The sequence below is a fragment of the Streptomyces rhizosphaerihabitans genome (assembly GCF_025399795.1).
Taxonomy (GTDB): domain Bacteria; phylum Actinomycetota; class Actinomycetes; order Streptomycetales; family Streptomycetaceae; genus Streptomyces; species Streptomyces rhizosphaerihabitans.
The window spans coordinates 57,022-72,252 of the sequence record NZ_JAODTZ010000056.1; the positions used below are offsets into that span (position 1 = coordinate 57,022).

At 71.2% G+C, this 15,231-nt stretch carries 12 protein-coding genes; 10 read left to right on the forward strand and 2 right to left on the reverse strand.

Annotated elements, in window-relative coordinates:
* The first annotated feature begins 236 nt into the window (after positions 1 to 236).
* From N4G66_RS37565 to N4G66_RS37570, 3 genes are all read left to right on the forward strand, one after another.
* A complete protein-coding gene (locus N4G66_RS37565; protein WP_261708785.1) occupies positions 237 to 1,229 on the forward strand; it encodes a phospholipase D-like domain-containing protein in 993 nt (330 codons plus the stop codon).
* Positions 1,230 to 1,541: 312 nt separating this feature from the next.
* Positions 1,542 to 1,859, forward strand: a complete 318-nt coding sequence (locus N4G66_RS46065) for a S1 RNA-binding domain-containing protein (RefSeq protein ID WP_391858952.1) — start codon at positions 1,542 to 1,544, stop codon at positions 1,857 to 1,859.
* A 127-nt stretch (positions 1,860 to 1,986) separates the two neighbouring features.
* A complete protein-coding gene (locus N4G66_RS37570; RefSeq protein ID WP_261708786.1) occupies positions 1,987 to 2,421 on the forward strand; it encodes a barstar family protein in 435 nt (144 codons plus the stop codon).
* 149 nt (positions 2,422 to 2,570) lie between these two features.
* Here the strand turns inward: N4G66_RS37570 and N4G66_RS37575 are convergent, their stop codons facing one another.
* Positions 2,571 to 3,344 carry a collagen-like protein gene (locus N4G66_RS37575; RefSeq protein WP_261708787.1) on the reverse strand — a complete coding sequence of 258 codons (774 nt, stop codon included), beginning with the start codon at positions 3,342 to 3,344 and terminating at the stop codon, positions 2,571 to 2,573.
* 353 nt (positions 3,345 to 3,697) lie between these two features.
* Positions 3,698 to 4,633, reverse strand: a complete 936-nt coding sequence (locus N4G66_RS37580) for a hypothetical protein (RefSeq protein ID WP_261708788.1) — start codon at positions 4,631 to 4,633, stop codon at positions 3,698 to 3,700.
* A 261-nt stretch (positions 4,634 to 4,894) separates the two neighbouring features.
* Between N4G66_RS37580 and N4G66_RS37585 the strand changes: the two genes are divergently transcribed.
* From N4G66_RS37585 to obgE, 7 genes are all read left to right on the forward strand, one after another.
* Positions 4,895 to 6,037 (forward strand): glycosyltransferase, encoded by a 1,143-nt coding sequence (locus N4G66_RS37585; RefSeq protein WP_261708789.1) that lies wholly within the window; start codon positions 4,895 to 4,897, stop codon positions 6,035 to 6,037.
* A 90-nt stretch (positions 6,038 to 6,127) separates the two neighbouring features.
* A complete protein-coding gene (locus tag N4G66_RS37590) occupies positions 6,128 to 7,336 on the forward strand; it encodes a hypothetical protein (RefSeq protein WP_261708790.1) in 1,209 nt (402 codons plus the stop codon).
* Between the two features lie 48 nt (positions 7,337 to 7,384).
* Positions 7,385 to 8,173, forward strand: a complete 789-nt coding sequence (locus N4G66_RS37595; RefSeq protein ID WP_261708791.1) for a TIGR03936 family radical SAM-associated protein — start codon at positions 7,385 to 7,387, stop codon at positions 8,171 to 8,173.
* Positions 8,174 to 8,434: 261 nt separating this feature from the next.
* Positions 8,435 to 12,481, forward strand: a complete 4,047-nt coding sequence (locus N4G66_RS37600) for an Rne/Rng family ribonuclease (RefSeq protein ID WP_261708792.1) — start codon at positions 8,435 to 8,437, stop codon at positions 12,479 to 12,481.
* 267 nt (positions 12,482 to 12,748) lie between these two features.
* Positions 12,749 to 13,069, forward strand: coding sequence for a 50S ribosomal protein L21 (gene rplU, locus N4G66_RS37605; protein WP_164320786.1), 321 nt, complete (start codon positions 12,749 to 12,751; stop codon positions 13,067 to 13,069).
* A gap of 16 nt (positions 13,070 to 13,085) precedes the next feature.
* Entirely contained in the window at positions 13,086 to 13,340 is a 255-nt protein-coding gene (gene rpmA, locus N4G66_RS37610) for a 50S ribosomal protein L27 (protein ID WP_037618784.1), read from the forward strand.
* A 190-nt stretch (positions 13,341 to 13,530) separates the two neighbouring features.
* The gene (gene obgE / locus N4G66_RS37615) at positions 13,531 to 14,967 is read left to right on the forward strand and encodes a GTPase ObgE (RefSeq protein ID WP_261708793.1); all 1,437 of its coding nucleotides are present in this window, start codon (positions 13,531 to 13,533) and stop codon (positions 14,965 to 14,967) included.
* Positions 14,968 to 15,231 lie beyond the last annotated feature (264 nt).

Here is a 15,231-nt window from a genome sequence, read left to right on the forward strand (position 1 = left end):
GAGGCGGCTCCGGGGCCGCACTCGCGTACATCCCAGGGCTCGCTACGAAGATTTTGCGATCGCGCGGGAATCGCATGAACCGCTTTCCAGCTGCGCGAAGTCCCCTTTGCCCGCCTGCGCGGCCGACCGGTGACTGCGCGTTCACCCACCTTCCCTTCCTCGGCTGTCTACGCGCGTGGTGTCATGCACACGCCCACGGTCCCCCGGGTGGGCGTCAACTCGACTAGGAGTCACGCATGTTGTGGAAGGTCTTCGGCCGCGCCGGTGTCACGCTGGCAGCAGGCGCCGCCGTGCTCGCCACCGCCGTCCCCGCGAACGCCGCGAGCTACACGGCGTTCGCCTTCTCGCAGAGCAGCAGCCAGCCCGCCGTCTACGGCTTCATCAACTCGGCCACCACCTCGCTCGACATGACCATGTACGAGCTGGAGGACACCACGGCCGTCAACGACCTCATAGCCCTGGAGAAGAAGGGCGTCACGGTACGGGTGATCCTGGACAGCGCGCACAAGTCCGCCAACCAGTCGGCGTACAACTCCCTGACGAGCGCGGGCGCGGGCGCGGTCTGGTCGTCGTCCACCTTCGTCTACACCCACCAGAAGACCATCACGGTGGACGGCGCGAAGTCACTGATCCTTACCGGCAACCTCACCTCCCAGTACTACCCGACCGGCCGTGACTACGGCGTGTTCGACGACGACAGCCGCGATGTCGCCTCGATCGAGAAGGTCTTCAACGCGGACTACTCCGGCACCGCGATCACCCCGACCGACGGCGACCATCTGCTCTGGTCCCCCACCGATTCCCGCAGCCGCCTGGTGTCCGTGATCAACAGCGCCACCAAGACGCTCGACGTCGAGGAACTGGAGTTCAGCGACAGCGCGGTGGTCAACGCCATCGTGGCCAGGGCGAAGGCGGGCGTCACCGTACGGGTGGTCCTGGAGAGCCCCTCCAGCTATTCCGGCCAGGTGTCCGCGATCAAGGCGGCCGGCGGCGCCGTCGTCGGGTACTCCGACCCCAACGGGTTCTACATCCACGCCAAGGCGATGGTCGCCGACTACGGCCTGTCCACCCAGGAGGTGGAGGCGGGTTCCATGAACATCAGCAGCAACTCGCTCAGCAACAACAGGGAATTGGGCCTCATCCTCACGGGCACGGGCGTGGCCGAATCGGTGGCCACCACCATCGAGACCACCTTCAACAGCGACTACGCGGGCGGCACCACCGCCTAGGACCTGTTGTGAAGGCGCTGGTCACGGCCCACCTCCAGCACCGCGACCGGCGGGTCCGGCACACCGATCGCCACTCGCTTCACCGAGCGGGCCGCCCGGTGACGACGACGCGGGCCGCGCCCGGGGTGCCGAGGACGCGGTCGCGTACACCCGCGTCCCGGCCGGTCCCGCGTCCCGGCCGGTCCCGCGTTCCGGCGGGTCCGGCGGGTTCAGCCCGGTCCGGGAGATCTCTGCAGTGGGACCCTCACGGAAGTCACGCGGCGTCGCGGGGCGGCGGTGGTCCTGGACGGCTTTACCGGGCGTCCGCCGGGGATGTTGAACCGCTGGACATGTCCTGGTGCCGGCCTTCGGCCGAGGCCGTTGAGGTCGGCCGGCGGATCACGGCCGAGGTGGTCGCCGTCGGTCTGGACGAGGGCCGCGTACGAATGTCGATGGCTGCCGCCGAGAATCCCGAGTCGCCGACGGGGTGCAGGGCTGGTCCGTCTGCGAGAGCTCGGGTGGACGGCCGTGGAGGCGCCGCAGGACGTCGTGCAGGTCGGTGGCCGGGTGTCGGCCGTCGTCATCGGGCTCGACCGTGGGCGACGCAGGCTGTCCCTCTCCCCGCGGCGGGGCTCACCCGACCTCTGGTGAGCCCCAAGAGGAGCGGCGGCATACCCATGGGCGGACAACCGGATCCCGGTCAAGCCGTGTGTGGTGTACTCATCCGGCGATCATCACAAGACTGCGTGCGGGGGACTTGGTGAGTACCGAGGACGAGATGCTTGACGCTTGGGTGGACGTCGAGGAACGGCTGCCCTGGTTGCCGCTCGACCCCTATTTCGTGGGTGAGCAACGGCACGGCCTCCTGGTGGAGGAACTGGAACGGTCAGGCTTCTCGGTACTGGAGATCGACCTGGCGACGGTGCGCGAGGAGCGGCAGCTCAAGTCCGCGCTGGGCCGGGCGTTGGTCAAGCCGGACGACTACGCCGACAACTGGGACGCCCTGCGCGACCTCCTTCAGCAGCGCGGTGAGAGCCGTCCGTGGCTCATCGCCATCGTGTTCACGGCGGCCCACTCGTTCCTCCGCGCGGACGTGCACGCTTTCGTGCGGTCCGTGGCGGTGCTGCACAGCCTGGCCGAGGAACTGTCGAACATCGACGAACCGTACGGCCAGCTGGAGCTGTTCTACGTGGGGGACTGGACCGAGGCCTGATCCGGCGGTCGTCCCTCGCGTGGGGTGTCCTAGGGGTCGGGTGCCGACCCGTCGGACACCCCTTCCGCGGGGCGGTTGTCCGGCCGGTCAGGTACGGGCGGTACAGGGCGTACAGCCCGTACGGGGAACCGGTGGCGGAGAGTCGACGGTCATACGCCGCTGTTGAGGGCGTCGGGCGTGGGCTGCAGGGCGACCAGGATCCAGGGCTTGGGACGGCCCGTACGGTCGGCGCAGTTCAGGGTGGCGGGGCGAGTGGTGGTGAACGCGACGCACGCGGCTTCCCAGATCTGACCCGTGGTGGTGATGACGTCGAACTTGATGCGCTTCACCGTGGTGTTCCGGTTGTGCGCGTTGACGGAGACGTCGCAGGGCAGGCCGGCCGCGCCGCCCGCGGGATAGTCGGGACGGACACTGAGGTTGGTCCAGAGGAAGTTCTGCTTCTCGCCGGTCCGCTGGTCACGGATGCCCGCGTACGTCCTTCCGCCGCTCAGGGCGACCCGGATCTCGAAGTCCTCCGATGCCTGATCGGCGTCGATGCCGACACAGGGGCCCGTCGGTCCTGCCGCGCCGACTTCGCCCTGGGGGCCGGTGGCTCCGGTGGGGCCGGCCTGCCCCTGAGGCCCGATGGGCCCTGTCGCACCTGTCGCACCGGTGGTGCCCCTCGGGCCCCGCGGACCCCTGCATCCCCACCTGCCGTCGGCGGGCTCGCCCGGCAGGGTCCCGACCTCGTGGTGGCGCAGTCGGCATCTGTCGCCACCGCCCGCCGCCGAAGTGTGATCGAACGCGCTTTGGGTCGCCGGGGTCGCGGGGCCGGCCACTGCCGACGCCGTCACCAGCGCCAGCGAGGCGACCACTCCGGCTCTCTTGAACCTCCCGCGGCCCGGCGGGCCCAGCAGGCGGGCGGTCCTGGACTCAGGATTCATACGGGGGTGCTCCTTGAATCGATCGGTGGGGAATTCCCCGAAGCCGATCGCGAGCTTGACCCGCCGACGCCGGTCGGACCGCCTTATTCCATCGAAACGCGCCCTATTTATCATCAAATCAGCTCAATTAAAGGCGACCTGATGGGGTAATTGCCCGCCATTGGTTCGAAGTTGGACTTGCTGCGTCCGATCGGGTGTTGTTCCGCTCGGTGTTCTCCGAGCGGAACGGCCCAGTACGAGGAGGAGTGTCCGAGGGGGCGGTCGGTGACCCGTCGGACACTCCTTGTGCGAGTCGGTTGTCCGGCCGGTTCAGGTATGGGCCGTACGGGGAACGGGTGGCGGAGAGCCGATGGTCATGCGCCGCCGTTGATGGCGCCGGGTGTCGGCTGAAGGGTCATCGGCGTCCAGGGGTTGGGATCGCCGTTGATGTCGGTGCAGGCCAGCGTGGCCGGGTGGTTGGCGGGCACGGCGAGGCAGGTGGTCTCCCAGACCTGCCCCGTGGTGGTCATGACGTCGAACTTGATGGGGGAGGCGGCGTTCTGGCTGTGCCCGTTGATGGAGACGCCGCAGGGCAGACCCGCGGTGCCGCCCGCGGGATAGCCGGGGTGGGTACTCAGGTCGGTCCACAGCATGTCGTTGGGTGTGGCGCCCCGTTGATCGCGGATGCCCGCGTACGTGAGTCCACCGGTCAGCGCGGCACGGAGCTCGAAGTCGTTCGAGTCCTGCGCGGCGTCGATGTCGGAGCAGGGGCCCACCGTGCCGGTGGCGCCGGTCGCACCCGTGGCTCCGGTCGCACCCGTGGCTCCGGTGGCTCCGGTCGCACCCGTGGCTCCGGTGGCGCCGGTCGCACCCGTGGTGCCGGTTGCGCCCTGGGTCCCGGTCGCGCCGGTGGCCCCGGTCGCGCCCTGGGTCCCGGTGGCGCCAGTGGCCCCGGTCGCGCCCGGCTCGCCCTGGATCCCGGTGGCCCCGGTGGGCCCGGTCGCCCCGGTGGCACCCTTGGGGCCTGTCGGACCTGTCGGGCCCTTGCATTCGTCCTTGCCGCCGGAGGGCTCACCCGACGGTGCCCGGTACGCGCGGCCGGGGTGGTGGGCGGAGTGGCCGGGCTTGCACTTGTCGCCGCCGTACGGGGTCGCCGTCGCGTGATCGGTCACGCTTCGAGCCGCCGCGGCCGCGGGGCTGATCACGCCGGACGCCACCACCAGCGCCAGTGAGGCGACCATGCCGGCCTTCTTGAACCGGTGGCGGGCCAGCGGGCCCAGCAGCGGGATGGTTCTGGACTCAGGATTCATGTGCCGGTGCTCCTCGAATCGAACGGTGGGGGATTCCCCGAAACCGATCGCGAGCTTGACCCGTTGACGACAGGCGGATCGTCGCACTCCGTCGCAACACGCTTATAGATCATCAAATCAGATCAACTGCTGGCGACCCGATGGGTCAATTGATCGCCATTGGTGCGAAGTCGGACGCGCCTTCGGCCAATCGGGCGCTGTTCGGCCCCGGGACCCGCGCCCTACGATCCCGGGCGCCCCGCGTGTGCCACATTGGCCGCCGTGAAGCCGCAGACCATCTGCCTCTGCATGATCGTCAAGAACGAGTCGCGGGTCATCGAACGCTGCCTCGGCTCGGTCCGCCACCTGATCGACACCTGGGTGATCTCCGACACCGGCTCGACGGACGGCACCCAGGACCTGATCCGCACGGCACTCGCCGGTATCCCGGGCGAACTCCACGAGGACCCCTGGGTCGACTTCGGCCACAACCGCACCCGGAACATCCGGCACGCCCGCGGCAAGGCCGACTTCCTCCTCACCATCGACGCCGACCATGTGCTGCGCCAGGACGCCCCGCTGCCCCGGCTGACGGCGACCTCGTACATGCTGCGCTACGACACCCCGGGCACCCAGCACCGCTTCAAGCACCTGATGCGGGGCGACACGACCTGGCGCTACGAGGGCGTCACCCACGAGTACCCGTGCACCGACGAGCCCGACGTCCAGGAGAACCTGGACGCGCTGGTGATCGAGGACCACGCCGACGGCGGCTGCCGCACCGACAAGTTCGAACGCGACGCCCGCCTGCTGCGGGGCGAACTGGAGCGCGACCCGGCCAACACCCGCACGGTCTTCTACCTCGCCAACACCGAACGCGACCTCGGGCACGCCGAAGAGGCGATCGCGCTGTACGAACGGCGCGCGGCGTTGGGCGGCTGGCCGGAGGAGGTCTACTGCTCGCTGCTGGAGGCCGGTCTCCTCAAGGCGGAGAGGACCGGGGACTGGCCGGGGGCCATGGATGCGTTCTCCCGTGCCTGGGAGGCGCGTCCGGAGCGGCTCGAAGCCTGCTACGAACTGGCCTCCCGGCTGCGGGTCCAGGGCCGTCACCACACCGCGCACGCCCTGCTCGGCGCCGCCCTGGACCGGCCCGAACCCGACGACCTGCTCTTCACCAGGAGCTGGGTGTACCGCTGGGGCCTGCTCTTCGAGTACTCGATCACCGCGTACTGGGTGGGCGACCACACCGGCTCGGTCCAGGCCTGCGACCGGCTGCTGGCCCTGCCCGACCTGCCCGAGGCCATCCGGCGTCAGACCGGCATCAACCGCGAGTTCTCGGTCCAGCGCCTCGCCACGGTTCCGTCGCCGGCCTCCGTGCCCGGCGGGTCGAATGCGTCCCGGGCGGGCAGGGCCGCCAAGAGGTAGCGGGGCCGGCGACTGTGTGACGGGCGGCCGTCGCGCCGATGGGTGCCGATGTGTCGCATCCATTGCGGAGGCCGGTGCGTCTACGCAGGTATGGATCTGGAAAAGCTGTCCGCCGGCAGGCCCGGCACGCAGCCCGCGGGATGCCTTGCCGTCGCGATCCGCATTCCGGTGCGGATCGTGGTGCTCGTCCTCGTCGTGCCGGTGCGGATGGTGTGGGACGCGCTCGTCGTCGGCGGAAGGTTTCTTCGGGACACCCTGCTGCGGCCGCTGGGGCGAGCGCTCGGGCGAGCGCTCGGGCGGGCGCTCGGATGGGCGGCGCGGGCGCTGTTCGTCCGGCCCTGGGTGGCGCTGTGGCGGTACGTCGTCCTGCCGGTCGGCAGAGCGCTGGCCCGGCTCGGACAGGTGCTGCTCGTCGTGCCCGCGGTGTGGCTGTACCGCACGGTCCTGACCCCGCTGGGTCATGCCGTCGCCTGGGCGGCCCGGGGGATCGGCGCCGGGTTCGCCCTGCTGTTCACGGGCGTTGCGGCCGTGGTCACCTGGATCGCCGGCGGTGTCGTGACCTTGTTCGACCGGGTGTACGTGCGGCTGCTCACCCCTGTCGGACGATCCGTCAGCCGGCTGCTCAAGGGTGTCGGGCTGGTCCTCGCGGCCATCGGGGTCGGGATGTACACCGTCGTGGCCTGGCTGGCGCGGTACCTGCTCGTCGTCCCGGCCCAGTGGCTCTACGCCTGGGTCCTCACGCCCGTCGGCAGGGTGATCGCGCTGCTGGCCGAGGGGCTCGCACGGCTTGTACGGATGATCTTCGTGGGCATCGGTGCCGCGCTCTACTGGACCGCGCGTGTCCTGCTGGTGCTGCCCGCGCTCGCGGTGTGGCGCCGGGTCCTCGTGCCGGTCGGGCGGGTCCTCGCCGTCGTCGCCAGGGAGATCGGGGAGGCTCTCGGGCACGCGTGGCGGGTCGCCGGGTACATCTCTCTCGCCGTCGGCCGGTTCCTCGCGCGCCTCTTCCGGTGGACCTTCGTGGAACCGGCGCGCTGGGCCTACCGGACCGTGCTCACGCCGGTCGGGCACGCCGTGCGCGACCTGGTGCTGAAGCCCGCGGCCGAGGCGGCGCGCGGCGTCCGGCGGGCGACAAGGCAGGCCCTGGAAGCAGCCAGGGACAGCGCCCGGCAGGCCCGCGCCGACTTCCGGCGGATGCTCTTCGGGGCGTCCCGGGAACCGGAGCCGATCGCCCGGCGGGAACCAGCGGCCGGTGAGACACGTACTCTAGGTAGCAGTACGACCGCACTCATGAAGGACTGAGCGACACTGGGCAAGCGACAGCCCGAAGGCCCGCCGCCCGCACCCGCGGTGCAGCGCATCCGACTGCGCTACACCAAGCGCGGCCGCCTCCGGTTCACCAGCCACCGTGACTTCCAGCGCGCTTTCGAGCGTGCCCTGCGCCGTGCCGCCGTACCCATGGCGTACTCGGCGGGGTTCACGCCGCATCCGAAGGTGTCGTACGCCAATGCCGCACCCACCGGCACGGGCAGCGAGGCGGAGTACCTGGAGATCGCGCTCACCGAGAAGCGCGACCCCGAGAAGCTGCGCGAGCTCCTCGACGAGTCGATGCCCCAGGGTCTCGACATCATCGAGGCGGTCGAGGCCCGCGTCTCGGGTCTCGCCGACCGGCTCACCGCTTCCGTGTGGGAGCTGCGCCTCGACGGCGTGGACCTGGCGGACGCGGAGCGCGCGGTGGAGGTCTTCAACGCGGCCGAGACCGTCGAGGTCAGCCGCAAGGCCAAGAACGGCATGCGGACGTTCGATGCCCGCGGTGCCGTGGCAAGCCTCGAGACAACCCCTGAGACGCACAGTCCACAGGCTGATAGGCCGACCGACCAGCCCTGTGCGATACTGCGGCTGGTTGTTCGGCACGTGACGCCTGCCGTTCGACCCGACGACGTCCTGTCCGGTCTTCGCGCCGTGGCCGACCTGGCGCCGCCGGTCGCCGCAGCGGTGACCAGGCTGGCGCAGGGGCTGTTCGATGAAGAGACCGGCACGGTGACCGACCCGCTCGCGCCCGACCGCGAGGCAGTAGCAGCCGCCCCAGCCGATCGTGCAGGGGCCGCCGAAACTGCCGCCGCGAAGGCGTCGGCGTAAGGAAGGTCCCGCGTAAGGACAGATGTCGTAGCGCCGCCCTCGTATCCGGGAGCCACCTGGGTCGGGCAGCGCACCGACCAGAAGACTTTCGCCAGGCCGTACGCACACATGGCGTACGGAACCGGCGAGACAGGACACAGAGAGCTCCCGTGCGGCGCCCGCGCCCCGGACGGCGGCACCGCGCATCGCGCGAGCCGCGGACGTCACCGGCACTGCCGGACCAGGCGCGGCGCCCGGGAGCCTGACGGGAGATCCACCCGCATGCTCGAGCCGACCGAACCCACCGAGGGTTCCGACACCAACAACACTCCCAGCGACACCCTGCCGCCGCGGCGCCGCCGCCGTGCGGCGTCGCGCCCCGCCGGTCCGCCGGGCGCCGCCTCCGAGGCCGCGGCCGAGACCACCGCGCCGGCCATACCGGCCGTGGCGTCCGCCGACCTCATGGCGGAGGAAGCGCCCGCACCGGCCGCGACCTCTCCGACCTCTGTGAACGACGAGGCCGAGGAGACGGACGAGGCTGCTGAGACGGCCGCGGCCGAAGCGACCGAGGAGGCTCCGGCCGAGGCCGAGGCCGCCGTCACCACCGAAACCGACGACGCAGCACCGCGCCGTACGCGCCGCCGTGCCACCCGTCGTGTCTCCGCCCCCGCCGGTGCGCCCGCGGCGGCCGAGACCGCCGAGACCGTGGTGCCCGCCGCCGCGGCCGCCGAGCCCGAGGACCGGTCCGTCGAGGAGGTCCCGGCCGCGGTCGAGGAGACCGCGCCCGCGGGCCGCACCCGCCGCCGTGCCACCCGCCGTGTCTCCGCGCCCACCGGTGCGCCCGCAACGGCCGAGGCCGCCGAGGTCGTGACGACCGCCGCCGAGACCGTCGAGGCCCCCGCCACCGCGGAGGCCGAGGCGCCCGCCACCGAAGAGGCCGCCCCGCGTCGCACCACCCGTCGTCGCGCCACCCGGCGTGTCTCCGCCCCCGCCGGTGCGCCCGAGGGCGACACCGCCGACGAGCGTGTGGAGGCGCCCGTGACCAGCGAGAACAAGTCCGAGGAGGCCGCGCAGCCGGAGGCCGTCGAGGCCGAGGCCGAGGCCGCCCGGCCCGAGGACGGCGACGGCGGCCCGCGCCGCACCCGCCGCCGCGCCACCCGCAAGGCCGCCGTCGGTTTCTCGGCGCCCGCGCCGAAGGAGACCGAGGACTCCTCGCGGCGCCCCGGCCGTCCGGCCGTCGCCGTGTTCCAGGCTCCGGTGTTCACCGAGCCGATGTTCCAGACGCCCGAGCGGGCCGCCGCCGCGGCTGCCGCCGAGGCCGCCGAGGAAGCCGCCGAGACCGTCGAGGCCCCCGAGCCGGTCGAGACCGTCCAGGAGCCGGCCGTCGGACGCAGCAGGCGCCGCCGTCGCCGGGCCGTCGAGGACGAGCCGGTGACCGTGGCCGAGGAGCCGCAGGAGCCCGTCGAGGACACGGAGTCCGCCGAGGACGCCGAGGAAGCCGAAGAAGCTGAGGACGCCGTCGAGGGTGACGAGGGCGAGGAGGAGTCCGCGGGCTCCCGTCGCCGCCGTCGTCGCGGTGGCCGTCGTCGTCGCCGTGGCGAGTCCGCCGAGTCGGACAGCGAGGCCGGCGAGGACGACTACGCCGCCGAGCAGGCCGAGCAGGACGCCGAGGACGCCGCCGAGCAGGCCGAGGAGGACGCCGAGGAGGCCGACGAGCGCGAGGAGCCGGGCGGCTCCAGCAGCAGCCGTCGCCGTCGCCGCCGCCGTCGTCGCGCCGGTGACTCCGGTGGCGAGGCCGAGCAGCCCAGCGAGAACGACCCCGAGCGCACCGTCGTCAAGGTCCGTGAGCCGCGCGGCAGGCGCGAGGAGCAGCAGCCTTCGGACGAGGTGCAGTCCATCAAGGGCTCGACCCGTCTGGAAGCGAAGAAGCAGCGCCGTCGTGAGGGCCGTGAGCAGGGCCGTCGCCGTGTTCCGATCATCACGGAGGCCGAGTTCCTGGCCCGCCGCGAGGCCGTCGAGCGTGTGATGGTCGTCCGCCAGAGCGGCGAGCGCACCCAGATCGGCGTCCTCGAGGACAACGTGCTCGTCGAGCACTACGTCAACAAGGAGCAGGCGACCTCGTACGTCGGCAACGTCTACCTGGGCAAGGTCCAGAACGTGCTGCCGTCGATGGAGGCGGCCTTCATCGACATCGGCAAGGGCCGCAACGCGGTCCTGTACGCCGGTGAGGTCAACTTCGAGGCGCTCGGCATGGCCAACGGGCCGCGCCGCATCGAGTCCGCCCTCAAGTCGGGCCAGTCGGTCCTCGTGCAGGTCACCAAGGACCCGATCGGCCACAAGGGCGCGCGTCTGACCAGCCAGGTCTCCCTGCCGGGCCGCTACCTCGTGTACGTGCCCGAGGGCTCGATGACCGGCATCAGCCGCAAGCTGCCCGACACCGAGCGCGCGCGTCTGAAGACCATCCTCAAGAAGATCGTCCCCGAGGACGCGGGCGTCATCGTGCGCACCGCCGCCGAGGGCGCGAGCGAGGACGAGCTGCGCCGCGACGTCGAGCGTCTGCAGTCGCAGTGGGAGGACATCCAGAAGAAGGCGAAGAGCGGCAACGCCCCGACCCTGCTCTACGGCGAGCCGGACATGACCGTCCGAGTCGTCCGCGACATCTTCAACGAGGACTTCTCCAAGGTCATCGTCAGCGGCGACGAGGCGTGGGAGACCATCCACGGCTACGTCTCGCACGTGGCGCCCGATCTGACCGACCGGCTGTCGAGGTGGACCTCCGAGGTCGACGTCTTCGCCACCTACCGGATCGACGAGCAGCTGATGAAGGCGCTGGACCGCAAGGTCTGGCTGCCCAGCGGCGGTTCGCTGGTGATCGACAAGACCGAGGCCATGATCGTGGTCGACGTCAACACCGGAAAGTTCACCGGCCAGGGCGGCAACCTCGAAGAGACCGTCACCAGGAACAACCTGGAGGCGGCCGAGGAGATCGTGCGCCAGCTGCGGCTGCGCGACCTGGGCGGCATCGTCGTCATCGACTTCATCGACATGGTCCTGGAGTCCAACCGGGACCTGGTGCTGCGGCGCCTGCTCGAGTGCCTGGGACGCGACCGTACGAAGCACCAGGTGGCCGAGGTGACCTCGCTGGGCCTCGTGCAGATGACCCGCAAGCGGGTCGGCCAGGGTCTGCTGGAGTCCTTCTCCGAGACCTGCGTCCACTGCAACGGCCGCGGTGTCATCGTGCACATGGAGCAGCCGACGTCCATCGGTGGCGGCGGCAAGCGCAAGAAGCGCGGCCGTGGCGGTGCCGAGCAGGTCCACGACCACGACCACGAGCTCACGCACGAGAGTGCCGAGGAGCCGGAGACGGTCGAGACCGAGGCCGAGCTGGCCGCCGAGGTCGCCGCGCCCGTCGCGCTCGTCGAGACCGAGTTCCAGCCGGACGAGGAGTTCTACGGCAGCGCCGCCGAGGCGGAGGCCGCGGCCACCCGTGGCCGTTCGCGGCGCCGGGCCCCCCGGCGCGCGTCCGCTCCGGCGGGTGCGCCGAAGACCGAGGAGCGCACTCCGCGGAGCAGGCGCGAGGAGCGGGCCGAGCGGGCCGCCGCCCGGTCCCGTGAGGCCGCCGAGGCCGAGCCGTTCGCGGCCCAGGACCCGGTCGTCGAGGCGCCGGTCGTCGAGGCGCCGGTCGCCGAGCAGCCGGTGATCGAGCCGGTGGTCGAGGCTCCGGCCGAGACCGTCCAGGCCCCTGTGGCCGCCGTGGCGGAGGCCGAGGCCGCTCCCCAGGGCCGTACGCGTCGTCGTGCGACCCGGAAGGTGTCGGCGCCGGCCGGTTCGCCCAGGGCGGCCGAGGAGGCCGCGGTGACGATCACGGAGTCGGCTCCGGCGCCCGTCGCCGAGGCCGCGCCCGAGGACGGGCCGACGCCCGAGCCGGTGGCCGAGGCCCCCGTCGAGAGCGCCGCGCCGGCCCGTCCGCGCCGCCGTGCCGTGCGCAAGGCCACCGCGCCCACCGCGTCCGAGGAGGCGGCTGTCACGGTCGTCCCGTCGGCCGCCGCGGAGCCGGTCGCCGAGGCCGCCGAGCCGGAGCCCGCCGAGGCCGAGGCCGACGCCGAGACCCCGGCCGCCAAGAAGACGGCCGCCCGCAAGACGGCCAAGAAGGTGACGGCGAAGAAGGCCGCCACCAAGAAGACCGTGGCGGCCAAGAAGACGGTCGCCAAGAAGGCCACGGCCAAGAAGGCGACCGCGAAGAAGGCGGCCGTCAAGTCCACGGCGAAGAAGACCGTGGCGGCGGAGCAGACGCTCTCCACCGTCACGGCGTCCACCGACGAGAGCTGAGGCTCCACGTGTCGTCCCCGGCCCGCGCATCCGCCGGGCCGGGGACATCGCGTGACCGGTGGCACACCCGCGGGGCCCGGCCTGGTTTGACCCTTTCGGCCGTGGCCCCGTAACCTTGACCGTCGGCGTGTCTCCTGACGCGCCGCACCCCCGTAAACCTCTTCCTCCTGGTGCTGTGAGCTTCGTGCTCCATGCTCCGGGAGAGGCCGCTCGCGCGAGTCGGCGGCTGGACTGCGGGGTCCCGTTCCGAGTGAAAGAGAGATCCGCGTGTACGCCATCGTGCGCAGCGGTGGTCGCCAGCACAAGGTTGCTGTCGGCGACATCGTTGAGGTTGACAAGATTCCCACCGCCAAGGTTGGCGACACGGTCGAGCTCTCGACCCTGCTCGTTGTCGACGGCGAAGCCGTGACGAGCGACCCCTGGGTCCTCGCGGGCATCAAGGTCCAGGCCGAGATCGTGGACCACCACAAGGGCGTCAAGATCGACATCCTTCGCTACAAGAACAAGACCGGCTACCGCCGTCGTCAGGGCCACCGCCAGCAGTACACGGCGATCAAGGTCACTGAGATCCCCGCGGCTGCGAAGTAAGGGTAGGGACTGAGACATGGCACACAAGAAGGGCGCATCGTCCACTCGGAACGGTCGCGACTCCAACGCTCAGCGGCTCGGTGTGAAGCGCTTCGGCGGTCAGACCGTCAACGCCGGTGAGATCCTGGTCCGCCAGCGTGGCACCCACTTCCACCCCGGCGTCAGTGTCGGCCGTGGCAAGGACGACACGCTGTTCGCGCTGGCCGCCGGTGCGGTCGAGTTCGGCACGCACCGTGGCCGCAAGGTCGTGAACATCGTTCCGGTCGCCTGATCGAGTCCCGTCGAGGCTGATCCGGTTCCACGCGGACCGGATCGGGTGCCTCGGGGCCCAGGCTCCGTAGAACAGAGTTCCTCGCGAGGCGGACCTCACTTCCCCCACGGGAAGAGGGTCCGCCTTTCGCGTGTTACGTAAGAGACATTCCGTACGTACAGAAGTAACCGAAGTGCTGGAGGCACCCCACATGACCACCTTCGTGGACCGCGTCGAGCTGCATGTCGCCGCGGGTAGCGGAGGTCACGGCTGTGCCTCCGTACACCGGGAGAAGTTCAAGCCGCTCGGCGGCCCGGACGGCGGCAACGGTGGCCGTGGCGGTGACGTGATCCTGGTCGTCGACCAGTCCGTCACCACGCTGCTCGACTATCACCACTCACCGCACCGCAAGGCGACCAGCGGCAAGCCCGGCGAGGGCGGCAACCGCTCAGGCAAGGACGGCCAGGACCTGGTCCTGCCCGTGCCCGACGGCACGGTCGTGCTCGACAAGGCGGGCAACGTCCTCGCCGACCTCGTCGGGCAGGGCACTACGTACGTCGCCGCCGAGGGCGGCCGCGGAGGCCTCGGCAACGCGGCGCTGTCCTCGGCCCGCCGCAAGGCGCCCGGCTTCGCGCTGCTCGGCGTGCCCGGCGGCCTCCAGGACATCGTCCTGGAGCTGAAGACCGTCGCCGACGTCGCCCTGGTGGGCTACCCGAGCGCCGGCAAGTCCTCGCTCATCTCCGTCCTGTCCGCCGCCAAGCCGAAGATCGCGGACTACCCGTTCACGACCCTCGTCCCGAACCTGGGCGTCGTGACCGCCGGCGAGACCGTCTACACCATCGCCGACGTCCCCGGTCTCATCCCCGGGGCCAGCCAGGGCAAGGGCCTCGGCCTGGAGTTCCTGCGCCATGTGGAGCGGTGCAGCGTGCTCGTCCACATCCTGGACACGGCCACCCTCGAATCCGAGCGCGACCCGATCTCCGACCTCGACATCATCGAGGAGGAGCTGAAGCAGTACGGCGGTCTGGACAACCGGCCGCGCATGGTCGTCCTCAACAAGATCGACGTGCCGGACGGCAAGGACCTCGCGGAGATGGTCCGCCCCGACCTGGAAAGCCGCGGCTACCGCGTCTTCGAGGTGTCCGCGGTCGCCCACATGGGCCTGAAGGAGCTGTCCTTCGCGCTCGCCGAGATGGTCGCCGCCGCGCGCGCCGCGAAGCCCAAGGAGGAGGCGACCCGTATCGTCATCCGCCCGAAGGCGGTCGACGACGCCGGCTTCACCGTGGTGCAGGAGGAGGACGGCCTCTTCCGCGTACGCGGCGAGAAGCCGGAGCGCTGGGTGCGCCAGACCGACTTCAACAACGACGAGGCCGTCGGCTACCTCGCCGACCGCCTCAACCGTCTCGGTGTCGAGGCGCAGCTGATGAAGGTGGGTGCCCGCTCGGGCGACGGCGTGGCCATCGGCCCCGAGGAGAACGCGGTCGTCTTCGACTGGGAGCCGACGGTCATGGCCGGTGCGGAGATGCTCGGCCGCCGTGGCGAGGACCACCGCCTCGATGAGCCTCGCCCCGCCGCCCAGCGTCGGCGCGACAAGGAGGCGGAGCGGGACGAGTCGGAGAAGGAGTACGACGACTTCAAGCCGTTCTAGGACGTCCACGGCCGGCAGCGGCCGCGGCAGGACGGTCTCCGGAGTCCGTGGACTCCGGAGACCGTCCGTCACCGCAGGGTGTACCTACGCAGAGACGGACCGGCCGATTCCTGGCCGGTCCGTCTCTGTCTGCGTATGCGTGCGGGACCGTGAAGGTCGCACAGGAGGTTGTGTCACGCAGCACGCGTGTCCGCGGATGAGTCAGGACACGCGTGCTGTACGTACGTCGGGAGCGGACGCCGTCAGGCGTTGCCGGGGATCTCA